The following is a 20,013-nucleotide window of genomic DNA, read 5'->3' on the forward strand; positions in this document are numbered from 1 at the left end:
CCCTGGCCGGGGGCCCCCCCCGGGTCCGCCGCGCCGCACCCCCCCCCCCGCCGTGTCGTTGTGGCCAAGGGCCCGGGGGGGGGGCCCCCACCCGGGGGGCCCCCCCGCCCCTTGAGTTCACCGCGACGGTCAGCCGGCGAGTTCCTCGCGCAGGCGGCGGGCGGCGCCGACGAGGCTGTCGAGGGAGGCCCGGGTCTCGGTCCAGCCGCGGGTCTTCAGGCCGCAGTCGGGGTTGACCCAGAGCCGCTCGGCCGGGATCGCGGCCAGGCCCGCCCGGAGCAGTTCGGTGGCTTCCTCGGTGCTGGGGACGCGCGGGGAGTGGATGTCCCAGACACCCGGTCCGACCTCGCGCGGGTAGCCTGCGGCGGCGAGTTCGCCGGCGACCTGCATGTGGGAGCGGGTGGCCTCCAGGGAGATGACGTCGGCGTCGAGTTCGTCGATCGCGGTCATGATCGCGCCGAATTCGGCGTAGCACATGTGGGTGTGGATCTGGGTGTCCGCGCGCACGCCCGAGGTCGCGAGCCGGAAGGACTCGGTGGCCCAGTCGAGGTAGGCGGGGCGGTCGGCGGCGCGCAGCGGCAGGGTCTCCCGCAGGGCGGGTTCGTCGACCTGGACGACGGCGGCGCCGGCGGCCTCGAGGTCGGTGACCTCGTCGCGCAGGGCCAGGGCGACCTGGCGGGCGGTGTCGGCGAGCGGCTGGTCGTCGCGGACGAAGGACCAGGCGAGCATGGTGACGGGGCCGGTGAGCATGCCCTTGACGGGGCGGTCGGTGAGGTCCTGGGCGAAACGGAACCAGTCGACGGTCATCGGGTGCGGGCGGGAGATGTCGCCGGCGAGGACCGGCGGGCGCACGTAGCGGGTGCCGTAGGACTGCACCCAGCCGTGCCGGGTGGCGAGGTAGCCGGTGAGCTGTTCGGCGAAGTACTGGACCATGTCGTTGCGCTCGGGCTCGCCGTGCACCAGGACGTCGAGGCCGGCCTTCTCCTGGTAGGCGATCACCTCGCGGACCTCGGCCTCCATCCGCTCCCGGTAGGCGGCGGTGTCGATCCGTCCGGCGGTCAGGTCGGCACGGGCGACGCGCAGTTCGGTGGTCTGCGGGAAGGAGCCGATGGTGGTGGTGGGCAGCAGGGGCAGGCCGAGGCGGGCGCGCTGGGCCACGGCACGCTGCGGGTAGGGCTGGGTGCGGCGGGCGTCGTCGGCGGTGACGGCGGCGGTGCGGGCGCGCACGGCCGGGTCACGGGTGATCGGCGAGCCGGCCCGGGAGGCGAGGTCGGCGCGGTTGGCGGCGAGGTCGGCGGTGATCGCACCGGTGCCCTCGCGCAGTCCTCGGGCGAGCAGGGCGGACTCGGCGGCCTTCTGCTTGGCGAAGGCGAGCCAGCGGGCGATCTGCGGGTCGACGTCGCGTTCCAGGGCGGCGTCGATCGGCACGTGCAGCAGGGAGCAGGACGGTGCGACGTCGACGCGGTCGGCGAGGCCGAGCAGGGTCGCCAGGGTGGCGAGCGACTTCTCCAGGTCGTTGATCCAGATGTTGCGCCCGTCGACGACGCCCGCGACCAGCCGCTTGCCCGGCAGACCGCCGACGGCGGCGAGGTCGTCCAGATTCGCGGCGGCGGGGCCGGTGAAGTCGAGCGCCAGGCCCTCGACGGGTGCCTTGGCGAGCACCGGCAGGGCGTCGCCGAGGCGGTCGAAGTAGCTCGCGACCAGCAGCTTGGGCCGGTCGGTGAGGGCGCCGAGCTCGCGGTAGGCGCGGGCGGCGGTGTTCAGTTCGGCCGGGGTGCGGTCCTGGACGAGAGCGGGCTCGTCCAGCTGCACCCACTGGGCGCCGGCGGCCTTCAGCGCGGCGAGGAGTTCCGCGTAGACCGGCAGCAGTCGGTCGAGCAGGGTGATCGGCTGGAAGTCGGCCGCCACGCCCGGGGCGGGCTTGGCCAGCAGCAGGTAGGTGACCGGGCCGACCAGGACCGGGCGGGCGTCGTGGCCGAGCGCGAGGGCTTCGGTGAGTTCGCCGACGGCCTTGGCGGGGTCGGCGGTGAAGACCGTGTCGGGGCCCAGCTCGGGCACCAGGTAGTGGTAGTTGGTGTCGAACCACTTGGTCATCTCCAGCGGCGCGACGTCCTGGGTGCCGCGCGCCATGGCGAAGTAGCCGTCCAGCGGGTCGGCGTCGACGGCGGCCCGGTGGCGGGCCGGGATCGCACCGACGGCGACCGTGGTGTCGAGCACGTGGTCGTACAGCGAGAAGTCACCGGTGGGGACCTCTTCGACGCCGGAGTCGGCGAGCTGCTGCCAGTTCCCGCGGCGCAGGTCGGCGGCCGTGGCCAGCAGCGCCTGGGCGGTGACCGTGCCCTTCCAGTAGCCCTCGATCGCCTTCTTGAGCTCCCGGCCCCGGCCCTGGCGGGGGTAGCCGTACGCGGTGGCGAGGGTCGCCGCGGCTGCGGACTTCGTGGTCAAGGGACTCTCCTTCGCGAGTCTGATTCCTCTGGTCCCGATGACGGAACGAGGGCGCGAAGGATGACGAACCGGGCAGCCGGCGCCGTCGACGAACGGGCCCGATCTGCCGGGTATGGTCGCCGACCCGCCCACGAGGTCACCGGATAGCCGTGCGCGATCGGTCGCGCGCGGGCAGTGGCAGGTCTTCGGACTCGCGGGCACGTCCGCCCTCCTCGAGGGCGGATTCCTACTGGCCGTCGCTTCCCAGGCCCTCCCGGGCCCAGTGCGTATGACGGCGGTCGTTCCCACTCACCGCTGCGGGGCAGTCCCGGACTGGCCAGTCGAATGGCTTCACCGGGTTCCCTCTTACGACGTCCTGCCTGGCGGGCAGGACGAACCAGCTGCACGGGCCAGCGTAGACGCAGATCACCCGGCGGTGCAGCCCGTTCCACCATTCTGCCCACTGGTTGAGACCGGCACCGTCACACGGACGGACTGTCGGAGGCCGCGGTGACGGGCGGTCAGGCCGCCCGGTGCGTGCGGCGGCGGGCCGAGAACCGGCGGGCCACGAACACGGTGGCGACCGCCGCGGCCGTGAAGAGCAGCGTGTTGGCCACGACGCCCGCGTCCGTCAGCCAGGCGGGGTCGGAACCGTCGGGCAGTCTCGTTCCGGTGAACAGGCCGCCCACACCGGTCAGCAGGCCCCGGACGACGTAGACCGCCACCAGGGCGACGAGCCCGACGGGCAGCGTCAGGACGACGGCCGCGAGGTAGAACCGTCCGTTCCCGGTCGCCCCGCCCAACGCGGCCGACACCGCGACCAGGGCGACGTAGCACGCCGCCGCCCACCTGGAAGTCCTCATGTGGAACCGTCCCCCTGCTCGAATGTCCGGCGGTGCGGTGGCGCCGCACGGTGATGCTCCTCGCTGCCGCGCGTTCCCGCCACCCCGGCGGAACGAGCGGTGGGCCGCAGGCCCCTGCTACCGCGCCCGGGGACCCGCGACCCGCGGCGTGTCCTGGATCAGCTGCCGTACCGCAGCGAGACGGTGTCGCCGACGTGGACGGTCGTGGCGCGGGTGGCGGCGGCGGCCGTGCCGCCGTCCAGGACGACCTTCCAGGTGGACGGACCGCTGTTGGCGGTGCCGTTGATCGCGGTGATGGTGCCCGCGCCGGTGGACGGCGTGACGGAGGTGACGCAGCCGCTCGGCGTGGCGGTGGCGGCGGCGTCGAGGACGTCGCCGAGGGTGACGGTGCCGCCGGTCGGGGTGAGGGTGACGGCGCAGACCTTCGGCGTGGCGGTGCCGTTGTCGACGACGAGGGCGAGGCGGGCGGCGGTGCCGGCGGTGAAGGCGGAGGTGGCCGCCCACGCCGGTTCCCCGGCCGCGACCGGTGCGGGCGGGGTGGCGGTGAAGCCGGCGCCGGCGACGGCGCGAAGCCCGTCGACGGAGGCGTAGGCGGAGGGGACGGTGTCGGTGGACAGGTACTTGAAGCCGCCGCCGGGCTTGAACTGCTGGGCGATCAGGAAGTCGACCGGGGTCTTGCCGGTGCCGCTGGTGAAGTCGGTGCCCTGGGGGTTGATGCCGCAGGCGTTGAGGCCGGAGACGGCCCAGCCGTTGGAGTCGGTGTTGGCGCCCCACATGGCGTTGAACGCGCCGGAGGACAGCAGCTTGCCCTTGAGGAAGTTCTTGGCGGCCACCACCGCGGCGTCGGTGTTGGGGACGCCGCCGACGCACAGGGAGGCCATGGCCGCGCCGGTCATGTCGATGTCGCTGCCCTTGCCGAGTTCGGTGGGGTCGCCCGCGGCCTTGCTGTAGTTCCAGCCGCCGTCGGTGTGCTGGTTGGCGCGCACGGCCGTGACGGAGGCGTCCAGCAGGGCCTGCGGCACGCGCTTCGTCCCGCTCTGGGTCTTGGCGCCGCCGAGGGCGAGCAGCCCGAAGACCGTGCCGTTGAAGTTGGCGGACGGGCCGTAGTAGCCGGGTTCGGCGGTCTGCCAGTACGCGACCAGGTCGGCGATCAGGTTGCGGCCGGGGCCGACGCGGGCGGGGTCGATGCCGGCGGCGTAGGCGTTGAGGGTGCCGCGCTGGTAGTCGGTCGCGACGGGGGAGGCCCCGGGCCAGCCGGCGGCGGCGAGCTGGTTGCGGTAGACGAGGCGGGCGTTCTTGGTGGGGTCGCCGCCGGGGGTCACGTCGGCGGCGGCCGTGCCCGCGGCGGCGAGGGCGCTGAAGGCCCACTCGTTGGAGAGCCCGCCGCCGGTCACGTAGCTGCCGTCGGCGGCCTGGAGGGACTTCAGGTAGGTCACACCGGTGCTCTTGGAGGTGGCTATCTGGGCCGGGGTCGCGGTCGCGTGGGCCGGAACGGCCGACAGGACCAGGGCACCGGCCGCCACCGCGACGGTCACCGCGGAGGCGGCACGGGACGGGACGGAGCGCGGGAGGGCGGGAACGGGCACGGGGACTCCTCGGAGTGGCGGGCGCCGATCCGGCCCCGGCCCGGGCGCCGGTGCGGCGCGGGGCGGTGGGGCGGCGGCCGCCCGGATCGCGTGGGCTGGCTGTCGCTGATGCTGCGCGGCCGGGCGGGCATCCGGGCTCGGAGCGACGCCGCGCGCCGCTCCACACCGCTGCGCGTCAGCCCCGGATTCGCACCGGGTTCCCCCGCTCGGCCACCGGGGACGCTACCGCACCGCCGGAGGGACCACGAGGTGGGGAAAGCGACATGACGCACCGTTGACGCTCCTCCTACCCCCATGGTCTGATGAACCGATTTTTTCTCCTCGGCAGTCAGGGGAAGCCGGTCCGATTCCGGCGCTGACCCGCAACCGTAGATCCGTCCCCAGCGGCGGATGAGCCGGAATGCCTGCGCCGAGGTCCTGTTCAGGAGTGCTTGCGTCGTCGTGGACTACGACGCGGTCCGGGCGGTTCCTCGTGCGAGGGGCCGTCGGCTGCGTCGTGCGACCCGATGACCGATCGGGGAGTCGCCAGTGAGGCCCAGCAGCAGTCGTACGAGCCACGGATTCCGGGGGCTCGCGTCCCTCGTCGCGGCCAGTGCCGTCGCGGTCGCCGCGGGCGGCACCGTGCTGATCGGACATCCCGGCCGGGCCGCCGCCGACCCGATCGAGGAGTGCACGGCCACCACCGGCGCGATCGTCGCCGTCGACTTCGGCCACTGGGGCGGCGGCGTGGTCCGGGGCTGCGACGCCCACCCCACGACCGGCATGAACCTGCTGCACAACGCGGGCTTCGGCACCACCGGCACCGAGCACGACGGCCCCGGCTTCATCTGCCGGATCGGCAACGGGACCTTCGACAGCGGGACCCAGTACCCGACCGTGGCCGAGGAACCCTGCACCACCACCCCGCAGGCGACGGCGTACTGGTCCTACTGGATCGCGGAGGCCGGCCAGGACACCTGGACCTACAGCCGCTACGGAGCCCTGACCCAGAAGCCCAAGCCGGGCGAGGTCGAGGCCTGGGTCTTCGGCGGCACCGACATCGGCGGCACCAGCGGGGCGCCCACCTTCACCCCGGACTCCGTCCGCGCCAAGAACACCGGGCCCTCGCCGTCGGCCACCGCGTCCCCCTCCCCGAGCCCGACCGTCCCCTCCACCAAGCCCGGCGACCCCGCCGCGGCGGCCGCCTGGCTGGCCGCCCAGCTGGTCAACGGTGAGTACATGGGCAACTGGGCCTTCGAGGGCGCGGACTTCCCCCGGACCGCCCAGACCGCGATCGCCCTCGCCGCCGCCGGGACCCAGGACCCCGCCCTGCGCAAGGTCGTCGCCTACCTCGCCGCGCACATCGACGAGTTCCTCTTCCCGGACGGACCCGCCGGGAAGCCCGACTCCAGGGCCGCCGCTCTGCTGGCCCTGGTCGCCGAGAGCACCGAGGGCGACCCCCGGGCCTTCGGCGGCCGCGACCTGATCGCCGCGCTGACCGAGCACGTGTGCGCCGCCCAGGGCGAGAACGGCAAGTGCACGGCCGCCGGGGACTTCTACGGCGCGGCCTCGCCCTGGACCCAGGCCTGGGGCGTGATCGCCCTGCGGCGCGCGGGTGTGACGCCTACCGCGTCGGTGCTCGCGCGGTTCGCGGTGCTCCAGTGCGCCGACGGCGGGATCGCCGGCTCGATGATCGTCGCCGGGGACAACTGCGAAGCCGACCCGGTGGCCACCGGCCTCGCCGTCCTCGCCCTGCGCGGAACGGGCGGGGGCGAGGCCGTCGCGAAGAAGGCCGCCGACCGGCTCGTGGCGGGCCAGCAGGCCGACGGTTCCTACGCCCCGTACGCCGGGGCCCCCGGTGACACCGTGAGCACCGCCGCCGCAGCCCAGGCCCTGCTCGCCATCGGGCAGGGCGCCAGGCAGAGCGCCGCGAAGGCATGGCTCGGCGGCCGGCAGGGCAAGGACGGCGGCTTCCTCCCCGACGAGTCGACGACCGACGCCGACCCGGCCGCCACCGAACAGGCCGTGCTGGCGCTGACCGGCACCGACCCCAGTACCGTCCGCCACAACCCGAACGGCGCCACCACCACCCCGACCGCGCCCGCGGGCCGGACCCCCGACCTGGCCAGGGGCAGCGCCTACCTGACCGCCCCGGCGAACCTGATCGGCGGCCACTACTACGAGGCGTTCCCGGACTTCGCGGACTTCGGCCTCACCATCGACGGTGCCTTCGCCCTCGCCGCCACCGGAGCGGACGACGCGGCCCTGCGCCGGATCGTCGACTTCCTCGACCAGCAGGGCAAGGACACCGGCGAGCGCACCGTCAACGACTGGACCGGCATCGGCACCGAGTACGCCAGCGGCGGCTCCATCGGCAAGGAGGCCCTCCTGGCCGAGGTCGTCGGCCGCGACCCGCGGGCCTTCGGCGGCCACGACCTGATCGCGGCCCTGGCCGCGGCGGTCTGCGCCAAGGCCGACGACGCCACCGGCTGCGCCGGACCCGGCAACTACACCTGGGCCACCTCGGTGTTCTCCCAGGCGCTCGGCATCATGGCCCAGTACCGGGCCGGCGACGCGGCCAACGCCGCCGCCGCCGTCACCTACCTCAAGAGCCTCCAGCACGCCGACGGCTCCTGGCCGAGCCTCGTCCCCGCCACCGGCGACTCCGACGTGGACAGCACCGCGATGGCCGTGATGGCCCTCGCACTCGTCCCCGGTGACGAGGCCGCCCGGGCCGTCGACAGGGGTGTCTCCTGGCTGGCCGGCCGGCAGCTGCCGGACGGCGGCTTCCCCGGCGCGTCCGGCAACTCGACCAACTCGGCCGCCCTCGCGATCCAGGGCATGACCCTCCGCCAGTCCGCCTACGCTCCCCGGATCGCGAAGGCGCTCGACTCCCTCGCCGGACAGCAGAACGCCGACGGCGGCTTCAACGTGGCCTCCGAGGGGCAGCAGGGTTCGGACGTCCGGGCCTCCACCCAGGCGGTGGGCGGCGCGACCGGGATCTCCTTCGGCACCCTGCGCCGCGAGCTCGGCGGCACGCCGACGCCCACCCCGACCGCGACGGCCACGGGGACGCCGACCGGTTCGCCGACGCCCACCGCGACGGGTACCCCGACGGCCACGGCCACGCCGACCTCGACCGGTACGCCGACGCCCACCGCGACGGGTACCCCGACGGCGACGGCCACGCCGACCTCGACCGGTACGCCGACGCCCACCGCCACGGTCACCCGGACCCCCAGCCCCACGGCCACCGTCACGGCGACATCGACATCGACGGCGACGGCGACCGGTACCGCCTCCTCCTCCCCGTCGCCCACCGGTTCCCCCGTGCCCCCCGGCATGTCGGTCACCCCGCCCGCCGGCGGAAGCGTCGTTCAGCCCGTCGAGGGACCGCTCGCCGGTGGTGTCGACGGTCCGCGGAACGGCGGCGCGGTCCCGGCCGGACCGGTGCAGGCCCGCACGGGCACGGGGAGCCTGGCCACCACCGGAGGCGAGGCGCTCGGACTGGCGAGTGTCGCGGCACTGCTGACCGCCGCCGGAGCCGGTGCGGTCCTCGTCGCCCGCCGCCGCGCGGGCTCGACCCCGGGGCGTCACCGGTGATCCGGCGGATCGGCCGACTGGTCGGAGCCGCCGCGGCGACGCTCGCCCTCGCGGCCGGAGGAATCGGCGCGGCCACGACGCCGGCGGTCGCGGCCCCGCTGCCGATCGAGCAGTGCACCACCACCTCCGGTGTGGTGCTGGCGGTGGACTTCAGCAAGTGGGGCGGTCCGCTGCTGCGTTCCTGCGGCACCACCCCCACCACCGGGTACACGCTGCTGAACCAGGGCGGCTGGAAGACCACCGGCACCGGGCACGACGGTCCGGCGTTCATCTGCCGCATCGGCTACAGCGGCTTCCAGGGCGGCAAGCAGTTCCCCACCCCGGACCAGGAGAAGTGCGTCCTGACCCCGCCGGCCACCGCGTACTGGTCGTACTGGCACGCGGATCCGGGCCAGAACGACTGGTCGTACAGCCAGTTGGGCGCGATGAGCTACCAGCCCAAGCCCGGCAGCGTCGACCTGTGGATCTTCGGCGGGACCAACATCGAGGGCACCGAGGGCCGGCCGACCGTCGCGCCCGACACCCTGCGCGCGCACAACACCTCGACCGGCGGTGGGACGGGCACGCCCCCGGACCCGACCCCGCCGCCGACCGACCCCGGGACGGGCGGCAACGGCGGCTCCACGAGCGGTGGCACGGCCGGCGCGACGACCGGCGGCGCCGCCTCCTCGGGCGGTTCCGCCTCGTCGGGCGGAGCCGCCGCCACCGGCGGGAGCGGTTCCGCCGGAGGAACCGCCTCCTCCGGCGGTGGCACCGGATCGGGAGGCTCCTCCGCCGGCGCCGGCGCGAGCGGAGGCGGCAGCGCCGGAGGCGGAAGCGCCGCGGGCACCGGCACGAGTGGGGGAGGTGCGAGCTCGGGCGGTACGAGCGGCGGCGCCACGACCCCGAAGAAGCCGTCCACCGGGGCGACGACCCCGAACGGGACCTCCGGCGGCGCCGGACGCCCCCGGCCGGTGACGCCGGAGGCCGGGGCCCCGGCCCCGGTGCCTACGGATCCGGCACCGGAGAGCGCGGTGCCCCCGCCACCGGACGGCGCGAGCACGGAACCGCCCGCCCCGGCCCCGGCGGAGACGCCCGAGACCGTCGAGAGCACTCCCGCGGTGGCGCCGACCGACACTCCGACGGCCCCGGCGCCCGCCGCGGCGGCCGGCCCGGTGGTGATGAACGCGGCCCCGGCCGCCGACGCGCCGCACGACTCCGGGTCGATCGTCCCCGCCGTGGTGGGCGTCGTCCTCCTGGTGCTGCTGGGCCTGACCACGCTGGCTGTCGGCCGCCGTCGCCGGCGACAGGCCGAGTGACCGGGTGAGCACGCTCGACAAGCCCGCCGCCGCCCTCCCGCGACCCGCCTCCGCGCGGGCCGGGGGAGGCCGGCGGATCCCGCGCGACCTGCACCCCCTGGCCTGGTGGATCTGGGCGCTGGCGCTGGCGACGGCGGCGAGCCGCACCACCAATCCGCTGCTGCTCCTGCTCGTCCTCGCGGTACTCGGTTTCGTGGTCACCGCCCGCCGGACCGAGGCGCCGTGGGCGCGGGGGTTCAAGTACTACCTGTGGCTCGCCCTGACCGTGGTGGCGATCCGGGTGGTCTTCCGCTGCGTCTTCGCGACCGGCATCACCCCGCACGACCACCTGCTGTTCTCGCTCCCGCACATCCCCACCCCCGCCTGGTACGCGGGCATCGAGATCGGCGGCCCGGTCTCGCTGGAGGCCACCCTCTCGGCGGCCTTCGACGGACTGCGGCTGGCGTGTCTGATCTGCTGCATCGGTGCCGCCAACACCCTCGCCAACCCCAAGCGCGCCCTGCGCGTCCTGCCGGGCGCCCTCTACGAGCTCGGTGTCGCCGTGACGGTGTCGCTCAGTGTCGCTCCGCAGCTGGTGCAGAGCGTGCAACGGGTCGCCCGCGCACGGAGGTTGCGGGCGGGCCGGACCAAGGGGGTGCGCGCGCTGCGCAGCATCGTCGTGCCGGTGCTGGAGGACGCCCTGGAGCGTTCGCTGCACCTGGCCGCCGCGATGGACTCGCGCGGCTACGGACGGGCGGGGACGGCCACCCGCCGCTCCCGCCGGACCACGGGCGCCCTGATGCTGCTCGGCATGTGCGGCCTCTGCGCCGGGGTGTACGGCCTGCTGGACGGCACCGCCCCCGCCGTGCTGGGACTTCCCGCGCTGCTGGCGGGGGCCGGGCTCTGTGTGGCGGGCCTGCTGCTCGGTGGCCGCCGGGTGCGGCGCACCACCTACCGGCCGGACCGCTGGCGCGTCGCCGAGTTCGCCGTGGCCGGCTGCGGTGTGGCCGCCGCCGCCCTGCTCTTCGGGACCGTCGGCTACGACGCCACCGACCTCAACCCGTCCCTGTACCCGCTGAGTTGGCCGACCCTGCCACTCGTTCCGGTGGCGGCCCTGCTGCTGGCGGGCGCCGCCGGTGTCGTCGCGCCGCCGCCCGGCCGCCCGCCCGGTTCCACGGCCCTGCCCGCGCCGCGCTCGACCGGTGCGGCCGGTTCGGCTGTTCCGACCGGTCCGGCTGTTGCGACCGGTTCGACCGGTCGAACCGGTCCGACGACGGGCGTGACCGGCACCGACGACCGCACGACCACCGAGGTGACCAAGTGATCCGTTTCGACCAGGTGGGCGTGGTGTACGACGGCGAGGCCGCGCCGGTGCTCCGTGATGTCGACCTGTACGTCCCCGAGGGTGAACTCTGCCTGGTGGTCGGCCGTACCGGTGTCGGCAAGTCCACCCTGCTCGGCGCCGTCAACGGCCTCGTGCCGCACTTCACCGGCGGCACCCTGCGCGGCCGGGTCACCGTCGACGGCCGGGACACCGCGCACCACCCGCCGCGCGAACTGGCCGACGTGGTCGGGGTGGTGGGACAGGACCCGTCGGCCGGCTTCGTCACCGACACGGTGGAGGAGGAACTCGCCTACGCGATGGAGCAGTTGGCCGTCCCGCCGAAGGTGATGCGCAAGCGGGTGGAGGAGACCCTCGATCTGCTCGGTCTGGCCGACCTGCGCCACCGCGCGCTCCACGAGCTCTCCGGCGGCCAGCAGCAGCGGGTCGCCATCGGTTCGGTGCTGACCGCCCACCCGCGCGTCCTGGTCCTGGACGAGCCGACCTCCGCGCTCGACCCGACCGCGGCCGAGGAGGTGCTCGCGGCCGTCACCCGGCTGGTCCACGACCTCGGGGTGACGGTGCTGCTCGCCGAGCACCGCCTGGAGCGCGTCGTCCAGTACGCCGACCGGATCGCCTACCTGCCGGGTGACGGCACCGTCGTGCACGGCCCGCCCGCCGAGGTCTTCCGGAACACCGTGATCGCCCCGCCCGTCGTCGAACTCGGCCGGCTGGCGGGCTGGCAGCCGCTGCCGCTCTCGGTGCGCGACGCGCGCCGGGCCGCCGCGCCGCTGCGGGAACGGCTCACCGGGGTCCCCGTCCCGGCGCCGCGGCGGCCGTCGCCGCCGGGGGAGCCGGTGTCGGGCGAGCGGGTGTCGGGCGAGTCGGTGCTGCGCGCCGAGCGGATCGTGGTGCGGTACGGCCAGGTGGCCGCCGTGCGCGAGGTCGGACTCGACCTGCGGGCCGGGGAGGTGACGGCGCTGATGGGCCGCAACGGCTCCGGCAAGTCCTCCCTGCTCTGGGCCCTCCAGGGCTCCGGCCCGCGCCAGGGCGGGAACGTGCGGGTGACCGGGACGGACGGGAAGGCGGCCGAGGACCCCAAGCAGGTGTCCGCGAGCCGGGCCAGGCGGCTGGTGGGGCTCGTCCCGCAGACCCCCACCGACCTGCTCTACCTGGAGTCCGTGGCGCAGGAGCTGGCCCAGAGCGACCTGGAGTCGGGCGAGGGCCGGGAGCGCGGCCGGAGAGGGGAGTCCGGGCCCACGGCCCGGCAGATCCTCGACCGTCTCGCCCCCGGCATCCCGGACGGCACCCACCCCCGCGACCTCTCCGAGGGCCAGAAGCTGGCTCTGGTCCTGGCGATCCAACTCGCCGCCGCCCCGAGGGTGGTGCTGCTGGACGAACCCACCCGCGGGCTCGACTACCACGCCAAGGAGGCGCTCGTCGGCATCGTCGACGCCCTGGCCGCCGAAGGCCGCACGGTCGTGGTCTCCACGCACGACGTCGAGTTCGTCGCCGCCGCCGCCGACCGCGTGGTGGTGATGGCGGAGGGCGAGGTGGTCGCGGACGGTCCCACCGCCGACGTCATCGTCGCCTCGCCCACCTTCGCGCCGCAGACCGCCAAGATCCTGTCCCCGCTCGGTTATCTGACGGTCGCTCAAGTGGCTCGTGCGCTGCAGCCCGCGGAGGCGACCCGATGACCGCCGTGCGCGTCCCCGGCCGGGCCCGCGTGGTCATCGCCCTGGCCGCCTTCATCGGCCTGGTGGCCTTCACCTGGCCGTTCGTCGTCGCCCCCGGCAAGTTCGGCTCCAACTACGCCCCGCCGCTGATCTTCGGCGCCCTGCTCGTCCTGGTCCTCGCCGTGGTGATCGCGGAGATCGCCTCCGGCGGCATCGACGCCAAGGCCCTCGCCATGCTCGGCGTCCTGTCCGCCGTCAACGCCGGACTCCGGCCCCTCGGCGCCGGTACCGCCGGGGTCGAGACGGTCTTCTTCCTCCTCGTGCTCGCCGGGCGGGTCTTCGGCCCCGGGTTCGGCTTCACGCTGGGCTGCACCTCCCTCTTCGCCTCCGCCCTGATCACCGGCGGTGTCGGCCCCTGGATGCCGTACCAGATGTTCGGCTGCGCCTTCGTCGGCCTGCTCGCCGGGTTGCTGCCGCGCCTGCGGCGGCGTTGGGAGGTGCCGATGCTGGCCGTCTACGGGGCGTTCTCCGGCTACCTGTTCGGCTTCCTGCTCAATCTCTCGTTCTGGCCCTTCTCCACCGACCCGAACAGCTCCATCGCCTACCTCCCCGGTCTGCCCTTCACCGAGCAGTGGCACCGCTACCTGCTCTTCGACCTGGCCACCTCGCTCGGCTGGGACACCGGCCGTGCCGTCACCACCTTCACCGCCGTCCTCGTCGTCGGCCCCGCCGTGCTCACCGTCTTCCGCCGGGCCGCCCGGCGCGCCAACTTCGAGCCCACCGTGCGCTTCGAGGGGCCCGACGGACCGGGGCACGCCACGGCCGGCGCCACCGCGCGGCCTGCGGGAACGGCGCTCCTCTGAATGCTCCTCCGAATCCGGAAAGGTCCATCACGATGCCGAAGGCCGGCAAGCCCCGGACGGTGACACTGCACGGTGTCCAGGTCGTCGTCCTCTCCCCCGAGCAGTACGACGGGCTGGAGGCCAACCGCCGCCAGCTCGGGGGGCTTCGGACCCAGGTCTCCCGGATGAAGCAGGAACTGCACCGGGGCCGCGGACTGCTGAGCGAGGCGGAACAGGTGCTCGCGAGGCTCCCCGCGGATCTGCTCGAAGGTCTGGACGGCGGGACGGCTCCGGGCCGGGGAGTGCCGGAGCTGCTCGGTGACATCCGCGCCGCCCTGCCGACCGCAACCGCTCCTGTTGCCGGTTCCGGTCCTCCGCAGGAGTAGGGGTCCGCGCCCGGGGCCTCCCGGCCGGTGCGGACGGTGTGTCCGATCCGGCCGGGAGGCCCCTGCCCCGTCTGTGTGTCCGAGGGTGCGGCGTGTTCGAGGGTGCTAGCCGACGGTCCAGCGCTGGAGCGCCGAGTCGGTGTCCGGCTGCTGGGTGACGAGGGCTCCGTCGGTGGTGGAGGCGGTGGTGAGGAGGAGCCCGCTGCTCTTGGAGATGATCTTGTAGCCGCCGCCGGTGGTGGGGGTCAGGGTCCAGCGCTGGTTGGCTCCGGTGGTGCAGGTCCACTGGATGACGGCCGTGCCGGCGGTGGTGGATCCGCCGTTGACGTCCATGCAGAGGCCGGACTCCGCGTTGGCGACGCGGTACGTGCCGTCGGCCTGCTGAGTGAAGATCCATTTCTGGTTGGTGCCGGTGCCCGTGGTGTAGGTGATGAGCTGGGTGCCGGGGGTGGTGGAGTGGTTGGGGTCGTCGAGGGCCTTGCCGGAGGCGGTGAGGGTGTGGGTGCCGCCGAGCGCGGCGGTGACGGTCCAGGTGAAGGTGGTGCTGCCGGTGGTGGTTCCGGCGGTGGCGGTGACCGTGGTGGTGTAGACGCCGGCGGTGGTGGGGGTGCCGGTGATCAGTCCGGTTCCGGCGTTGATCGTCAGGCCGGTGGGCAGGCCGTCGGCGCTGTAGCCGAGGGTGCCGGCGCCGCCGGAGTCCGCCTGGATCTGCAGGCTGACGGGGGTGTTGACCTTGGTGGACCGGGCGCCGGGGTCGTTGACGGTGACGATCGCGGGCGCGGGGCCGGTCCGGGTCAGCGTCAGGGTCTGCTCGGCCGCGCCGCGCGTCCCGCCGACCGGGCTGCCCGTGGTGTTGCTCCAGGTGCGGGTCGGCGTGGTCTCGGACGCGCGGGCGGAGTCCGTGGACAGCCCGATCACCAGGCCGCTGTAGCGGTTGACCAGGCGGTACGTTCCGGAGGCGGACCCGTTGCCCGCGGACGTTCCGGGGACGACGAACCACTGCTGCCCGACGCCGGGGCCGCTCGTACCGGCGGCGGTGACGATCGGCTTGGCACCCCACGCGCGGCCCGCCTTCGAGGAGGCATCGACGCCGAGCAGTTTCCCGGTCGAGGCGTTGGTGATCCGGTAGGAGCCGTCGCCGTTGCCGGTGAAGACCCAGGCCTGCAGCGCGGAGGCGGTGGCCGTGGCGACCGAGGTGGTGGCCGAGCTCCCGGGGACCTGGGCGAGGATCCGGCCGTTGCCGCCGGAGATCCGGTAGGCCTTCGTCGGGTCGACCGGGGCCGGGGCGGGTGCGGACGAGCCGATGCTCACGTCCACGTACTCGCCCGAGGCGCCGCCCGAGCAGCCGAAGGCGCAGTAGGTGCGGAAGTTCTTGCCGACGATGCCGGAGCTGGTGCGGTTCGCGCTGTCGAGGAACCAGCGGTACCAGGAGGCGGTGCGGTAGCTGCCGCTGTTGCCGATCGGGTACCACTTCTGGGTGGCCAGATTGTCGGTGGCGTAGTACTGCTGGGGTGCGTTCCCGCTCTGGTCGACGCCCTGCGGCTCGCCGATGTACAGGCCCAGGTACGCGTTGTAGGTGATGTCCATGACGAACAGTGGTGAGGTCGCCGGCATCGTGCCCGCGGCGATCTGCTGGGCCGAGGTGCCGGTGTTCGCCGGGTCGTACTCGCCCGCGACCGGGGTGTAGCCGGTGGCGCTGGAGGCGCCGACCGGCACCATGTTGCTTTCCTTGCCGCCGACTCCGGCCTGGGACCAGGCACCGTCGTACCACTTCTGCCAGCTGGAGGGCGCCATCTTGCCGGAGATCGGCGCCCGGGCCACGTGCTCGTGGAAGGCCTTCCAGCCGCCGTTCTTGTCGACGATGCGCGAGCCGTAGAAGACGTAGAAGTAGCCCGAGGCGGTGTCGACGAACAGGCGCTGGTCGCCGTCGCCGTAGTGGTAGGTCTGGTTGGGGAACTGCGTGGTGTCGCCCCGGACGGTGCTGAACGGCGAGGTGATCACGTGGTCCCTGATGGTCCACGTGCGGCCCTGGTCGGCGGAGACCGCGTAGTCGATGGCGTCGAAGTGGAGGCCGTCGCCGAAGGGTTGCGGGGTGAACTCGTTGTGCACCAGGCCGTACCAGTCACCGGTGTCCGGGTCGACCCAGATGCCCGACAGGTCGCAGAAGTTCTTCTGCGAGTAGCTGGCGCTGCCGACGGCGAAGCTCGACGTGAGGCCGGTGGGGCTGTTGTTGCACCGCCAGGTCGTGTCGTTGTTCCGGTCGCTGGGGTTCGCCGGATTCACCGCGTCGCTGACGGTGCTCGACCGGGAGGCGGTGTCGAAGTCGGTCCCGGTGAAGAAGTCCCAGTACCTGGGCTCCTTGGTGCCGTACAGGGCGGCCGACTGCTGGAACCAGAAGGTGCCGTCCTTGTCGGTGTACGGGACGGCGGGGGTGTCCGTCGGGTGCGGGTACGGGACGGGGGAGCCGACGCTGATCGTGTAGCCGGCGCGGTCGGGGGTCGACGCGGCTGCGGGCGGGGTGGCGGCGGCGCCGGCCCCGAGCAGGGCGGCGGCGAGGGCGGTGGCGAGGATTCTGCGCGGCGGGGATGACACGAGAGCTCCTTGGGGGGACAACGCGCTGGTGGGGGAGGGCCGACCAGGACCGCCGTTCGGGGTTCCGCGTGGGCCGCCGGGTGGCCTGTCGGCACGGCGGCGGTCGGGCGGGGCTACGGCGATCGTCGGCCGTGAACGGGGACGTCCGGCTCCGGGAGCCCGGGGGTCGGGCGAGGAGCGGTGGTCCGGGGGTCATCCGGTGTCCCTCGGACCGATCCGACTCGGACCTGACTGAAGTTGCTTGAAAGATCCCTGACTGAAGTTGCTTGAAAATATGCGTCAGAGAGCAACTGCGATCAAACGGTGGCAGGGGACGTCGCGACTGTCAAGGGCTCGCCCGGTGGCCGCGGGGTGCCGGTCGGGCCGGCCGCCGCACAGGTGCGGGCAGGTCGGTCCGCCGTGCCGACCGGGGCCCGGACGGTGGTCCTCGGGGTGCAACTGGGCGGCCGGACAGGCGGATTGCGCGGTCGGTCGGTCGAGGAGCCCGACGTTCGGGCACATCGGAGCAGGGTCAGTGCCAGGCGTCGTCGTCCTCCGGGGCCGGCCGGACCGGAACGACGGAAGGGTCCTGGAAGATGCCCGCGAGGGCCAGCAGTGCGCCGCCCCGCGCGGCGTTGGAGAGCCCCAGCGTCGAGGCGGCCACGATCACCCGCTCGGTGGTGGGCGCGATCCTGCGCCCGTCCAGGATCTGCTGCGCGGGCTCCACCAGATAGCGGCCGAACACCGCGAAGTACCCGCCGAGAACGATCCTGGGCGGATTGAGGACGTCCACCAGGACGCTGAGCCCGAGGGCGAGGTCCTCGGCGAGACCGGCGAGAGCGGCGAGGGTTCTGGGGTCACCCGCGTCGGCCCGGTCGAGCAGGTCGCCGAGGCGTTCGGCCAGGTCGACGGAGAGGTCGTGCACCCGGTCCGTCGGGTCGGCGGCCGCGTCCAGGAAGGCCTGGAGCCCGACGGCGACCTCCCAGCAGCCGGTCCGCCCGCACGGGCAGGGCCGGTCGAGCCGGTCGAGCTTCATGTGCCCGATCTCCGAGCCGCGCAGCAGTTTGCCGCCGGAGACGCTGGCACCGCCGACGCCGATTCCGCCGGTGACGTAGACGAGTTCGCGGACGTCGCTGCCGGGGGCGGCGAGGTACTCGGCGAGGGCGCCGGATTCGGCGTCGTTCTCGACCAGGACGGGCGGGGCGTCCCGTCCGAGCCGCACGCGCAGCTCCTGGGCCGCCCGTACGCCCCGCCAGCCGAAGTTGGTGGCGACGACGACGCTTCCGGAGGCGGCGTCGACCGATCCCTGGGTGACGAGGGTGACGCCGATCGGGTGCATGTCCCGCTCGGCGACGGCGCTCAGGCAGTCCGCGACGAGGTCGGCGACCTCCGCCAGGGCGGCCCGGGCGGTCAGCGCCGGCACGTCGAGCGCGCGCCGGTCCTCGTGGACGGCTGTGCCGCGCAGATCGAGGGCGAGCACCGTGATGTGGTCGGCACCGATCTCGGCGCCGATGCCGCAGATGCGGCGGCCGTCGAGTTCGACCATGCGGTGCGGCCGGCCGATCGAGCCGGCGCGGTCGAGTTCGCCCTCCCGGACCAGGCCGCGCTCGATCAGGTCGGCGACCAGGACGGAGACCGTCGCCTTGGGCAGACCGGTCGCGGTGGACAGGTGGGTGCGGGACTGCGGGCCGCTGTCCCGCAGGTGCCGCAGCAGCACGCCCAGGTTGGTGCGGCGCAACGAGGCCTTGTCGGCCGCCTCGGGGTGGCCGGCCATGACGGCGGCGGCCCCGGTGGCCGGGGCCGGTGCCGTGCCCGGGTGGGTGCGGCCGGCCGGGCCGGCGCCCGTGCCGGTGGTGCCGCGCTGTCCTGACCGCACGTCGTCTCCTCGTTCCGCTCCGGATCCTGCGCGCAGGGCAGGGCCGATCTTGACCATGTTAGTTGATGCACCGTTCGAAAAAACTTGTCCCGGCACGGTGGCGGGGTGCGGCGCTATGCCCTTTTCGGCCCGTTCTGGAGGCCGGTGGGGCCTGTTCGCAGAACGTTCCGGCGCATCCCTTGACACCGCCATTCTTAATTAACACACTAGCCGAACTAACGATCCGCAGCGTCGGCGGGTCTCCCCACCGCCGTGTCCGGGCCGGGCCCGTCCCGCCCGCGGCAGGCAGAGATGAGGGCCTCCCCCATGAAGTCACGCCCGTTCAGAGCGGCCACCCTCGCCATGGCGCTCACGTCACTGACGGCCTTCGCGGCCGCCTGCGGCTCCGGCGGGTCGGCCGGCCAGGCCTCGGGGCCGGTCACCGTCGAGTTCTGGGGCTGGGCCCCCGGATACGAGAAGTCCGTCGAGCTCTTCAATGCCGCGCACCCAGGCATCAAGGTCACCTACAGCAAGATCTCGCCCGGCGCCAAGGGCGGCTACACCAAGATGCTCAACGCGGTGAAGGCGGGCAACGCTCCCTGCCTGGGATCGGTCGGCTTCGAGACCCTCCCCACCTTCGCCGCCGCCGGCGCCCTCCAGGACGCGACGGAGGCCGCCGCGCCCTACGCGAAGGAGTACGCCCCCTGGGCCTTCGCCCAGTCCGGGGTCGCCGGGCGCACCTTCGGCCTGCCGGTGGACATCGCCCCGATGGCGCTGATCTACCGCAAGGACCTGTTCACCAAGTACGGCATCGCCGCCGCGCCCAGGACGTGGGACGAGTACGCCGCCGATGCGGCGATCATCCACGCGGCCGACCCGAACGCCTACATCGGTTACTTCGGCAACGACGCCTACAACTTCGCGGGTCTCGCCTGGCAGGCGGGCGCCAAGTGGTTCGGCGTCAGCGGTGACAAGTGGACTGTGAACCTCGACGACCCGGCGACCAGGAAGGTCACGGCGTTCTGGCAGGACCTGATCGACAAGAAGCTCGTCAGAACGGTGCCGAGCTTCGACACCGCGCTCTACAAGGGCATGGGGGAGGGCACGATCCTCTCCGACGTCAACGCGGTCTGGGACACCCCGATCCTGGCCGACAGCGTCAAGCAGACCTCCGGCGGCTGGGCCGTCGCCCCGATGCCGGTCTGGGACGCTGCCGCCCCTGCGGCGGGCAACGCGGGCGGCTCCCCCAACGCCGTGCTGAAGGGCTGCAAGCACGTCAAGGAGGCCGTCGAGTTCGCCCACTGGTTCGGCACCGACCAGGCCAGCGTCAGCAACCTGATCAAGGAGACGGGGATCTATCCGGCGGCGCTCTCCGGCCTGGAGAACCCCGCGCTGCACCAGCCGGACCCGTTCTACGGCGGCCAGACGATCTTCGACGTGTTCAAGGAGAGCGCCGCCCGCGTCGACACCGGTTTCCGGTGGGGCCCCGTGATGACCAAGACCTCGGGCGTGCTCGGCGACGGCCTCGGCAAGGCGGGCGCGGGCGGCCTGCGCCTGGACGCCGCGCTGGCCGAGGCCCAGGCGCAGACCGTGGCCGAGATGAAGACCCAGGGCATGGAAATCGGCTGAC

At 73.8% G+C, this 20,013-nt stretch carries 12 protein-coding genes and 3 riboswitches; of the genes, 7 read left to right on the plus strand and 5 right to left on the minus strand.

Annotated elements, in window-relative coordinates:
• Window positions 1–129 precede the first annotated feature (129 nt).
• From metE to ACIPYS_RS22470, 3 genes are all read right to left on the minus strand, one after another.
• The gene (gene metE / locus ACIPYS_RS22460) at window positions 130–2,445 is read right to left on the minus strand and encodes a 5-methyltetrahydropteroyltriglutamate--homocysteine S-methyltransferase (RefSeq protein WP_400748650.1); all 2,316 of its coding nucleotides are present in this window, start codon (window positions 2,443–2,445) and stop codon (window positions 130–132) included.
• A gap of 175 nt (window positions 2,446–2,620) precedes the next feature.
• Window positions 2,621–2,824, minus strand: a riboswitch (cobalamin riboswitch).
• A 121-nt stretch (window positions 2,825–2,945) separates the two neighbouring features.
• On the minus strand, window positions 2,946–3,287 hold the full coding sequence (locus ACIPYS_RS22465) for a hypothetical protein (protein WP_400748653.1): 342 nt from the start codon (window positions 3,285–3,287) through the stop codon (window positions 2,946–2,948).
• Between the two features lie 158 nt (window positions 3,288–3,445).
• Window positions 3,446–4,873 carry a hypothetical protein gene (locus ACIPYS_RS22470; RefSeq protein WP_400748655.1) on the minus strand — a complete coding sequence of 476 codons (1,428 nt, stop codon included), beginning with the start codon at window positions 4,871–4,873 and terminating at the stop codon, window positions 3,446–3,448.
• A gap of 125 nt (window positions 4,874–4,998) precedes the next feature.
• Window positions 4,999–5,076: riboswitch (cobalamin riboswitch) on the minus strand.
• Window positions 5,077–5,158: 82 nt separating this feature from the next.
• A riboswitch (cobalamin riboswitch) is annotated at window positions 5,159–5,300 on the plus strand.
• A gap of 101 nt (window positions 5,301–5,401) precedes the next feature.
• Between ACIPYS_RS22470 and ACIPYS_RS22475 the strand changes: the two genes are divergently transcribed.
• The 6 genes from ACIPYS_RS22475 to ACIPYS_RS22500 are packed head-to-tail and all read left to right on the plus strand — an operon-like array spanning window position 5,402 to window position 13,957.
• On the plus strand, window positions 5,402–8,455 hold the full coding sequence (locus tag ACIPYS_RS22475) for a prenyltransferase/squalene oxidase repeat-containing protein (RefSeq protein ID WP_400748658.1): 3,054 nt from the start codon (window positions 5,402–5,404) through the stop codon (window positions 8,453–8,455).
• Window positions 8,452–9,753, plus strand: a complete 1,302-nt coding sequence (locus ACIPYS_RS22480) for a hypothetical protein (protein ID WP_400748661.1) — start codon at window positions 8,452–8,454, stop codon at window positions 9,751–9,753. Before ACIPYS_RS22475 ends, ACIPYS_RS22480 begins: the two co-directional genes overlap by 4 nt.
• Window positions 9,754–9,757: 4 nt before the next feature.
• A complete protein-coding gene (locus ACIPYS_RS22485; protein WP_400748663.1) occupies window positions 9,758–11,056 on the plus strand; it encodes a CbiQ family ECF transporter T component in 1,299 nt (432 codons plus the stop codon).
• Entirely contained in the window at window positions 11,053–12,750 is a 1,698-nt protein-coding gene (locus ACIPYS_RS22490; protein WP_400748666.1) for an ABC transporter ATP-binding protein, read from the plus strand. Before ACIPYS_RS22485 ends, ACIPYS_RS22490 begins: the two co-directional genes overlap by 4 nt.
• On the plus strand, window positions 12,747–13,592 hold the full coding sequence (locus tag ACIPYS_RS22495; RefSeq protein ID WP_093858517.1) for an ECF transporter S component: 846 nt from the start codon (window positions 12,747–12,749) through the stop codon (window positions 13,590–13,592). The genes ACIPYS_RS22490 and ACIPYS_RS22495 overlap by 4 nt, the downstream gene beginning before the upstream one ends.
• Window positions 13,593–13,624: 32 nt before the next feature.
• Window positions 13,625–13,957 (plus strand): hypothetical protein, encoded by a 333-nt coding sequence (locus ACIPYS_RS22500; protein WP_400748670.1) that lies wholly within the window; start codon window positions 13,625–13,627, stop codon window positions 13,955–13,957.
• Window positions 13,958–14,062: 105 nt separating this feature from the next.
• Here the strand turns inward: ACIPYS_RS22500 and ACIPYS_RS22505 are convergent, their stop codons facing one another.
• Window positions 14,063–16,549: an RICIN domain-containing protein gene (locus tag ACIPYS_RS22505; RefSeq protein WP_400748673.1), complete on the minus strand. Its 2,487-nt coding sequence runs from the start codon at window positions 16,547–16,549 to the stop codon at window positions 14,063–14,065.
• A gap of 511 nt (window positions 16,550–17,060) precedes the next feature.
• Window positions 17,061–18,404, minus strand: a complete 1,344-nt coding sequence (locus tag ACIPYS_RS22510; protein ID WP_400748676.1) for an ROK family protein — start codon at window positions 18,402–18,404, stop codon at window positions 17,061–17,063.
• Between the two features lie 306 nt (window positions 18,405–18,710).
• Between ACIPYS_RS22510 and ACIPYS_RS22515 the strand changes: the two genes are divergently transcribed.
• On the plus strand, window positions 18,711–20,012 hold the full coding sequence (locus ACIPYS_RS22515) for an ABC transporter substrate-binding protein (RefSeq protein WP_231978228.1): 1,302 nt from the start codon (window positions 18,711–18,713) through the stop codon (window positions 20,010–20,012).
• Window position 20,013: the final 1 nt, after the last annotated feature.

It is taken from the genome of Kitasatospora sp. NPDC089913 (assembly GCF_044748625.1).
Classification (GTDB): domain Bacteria; phylum Actinomycetota; class Actinomycetes; order Streptomycetales; family Streptomycetaceae; genus Kitasatospora.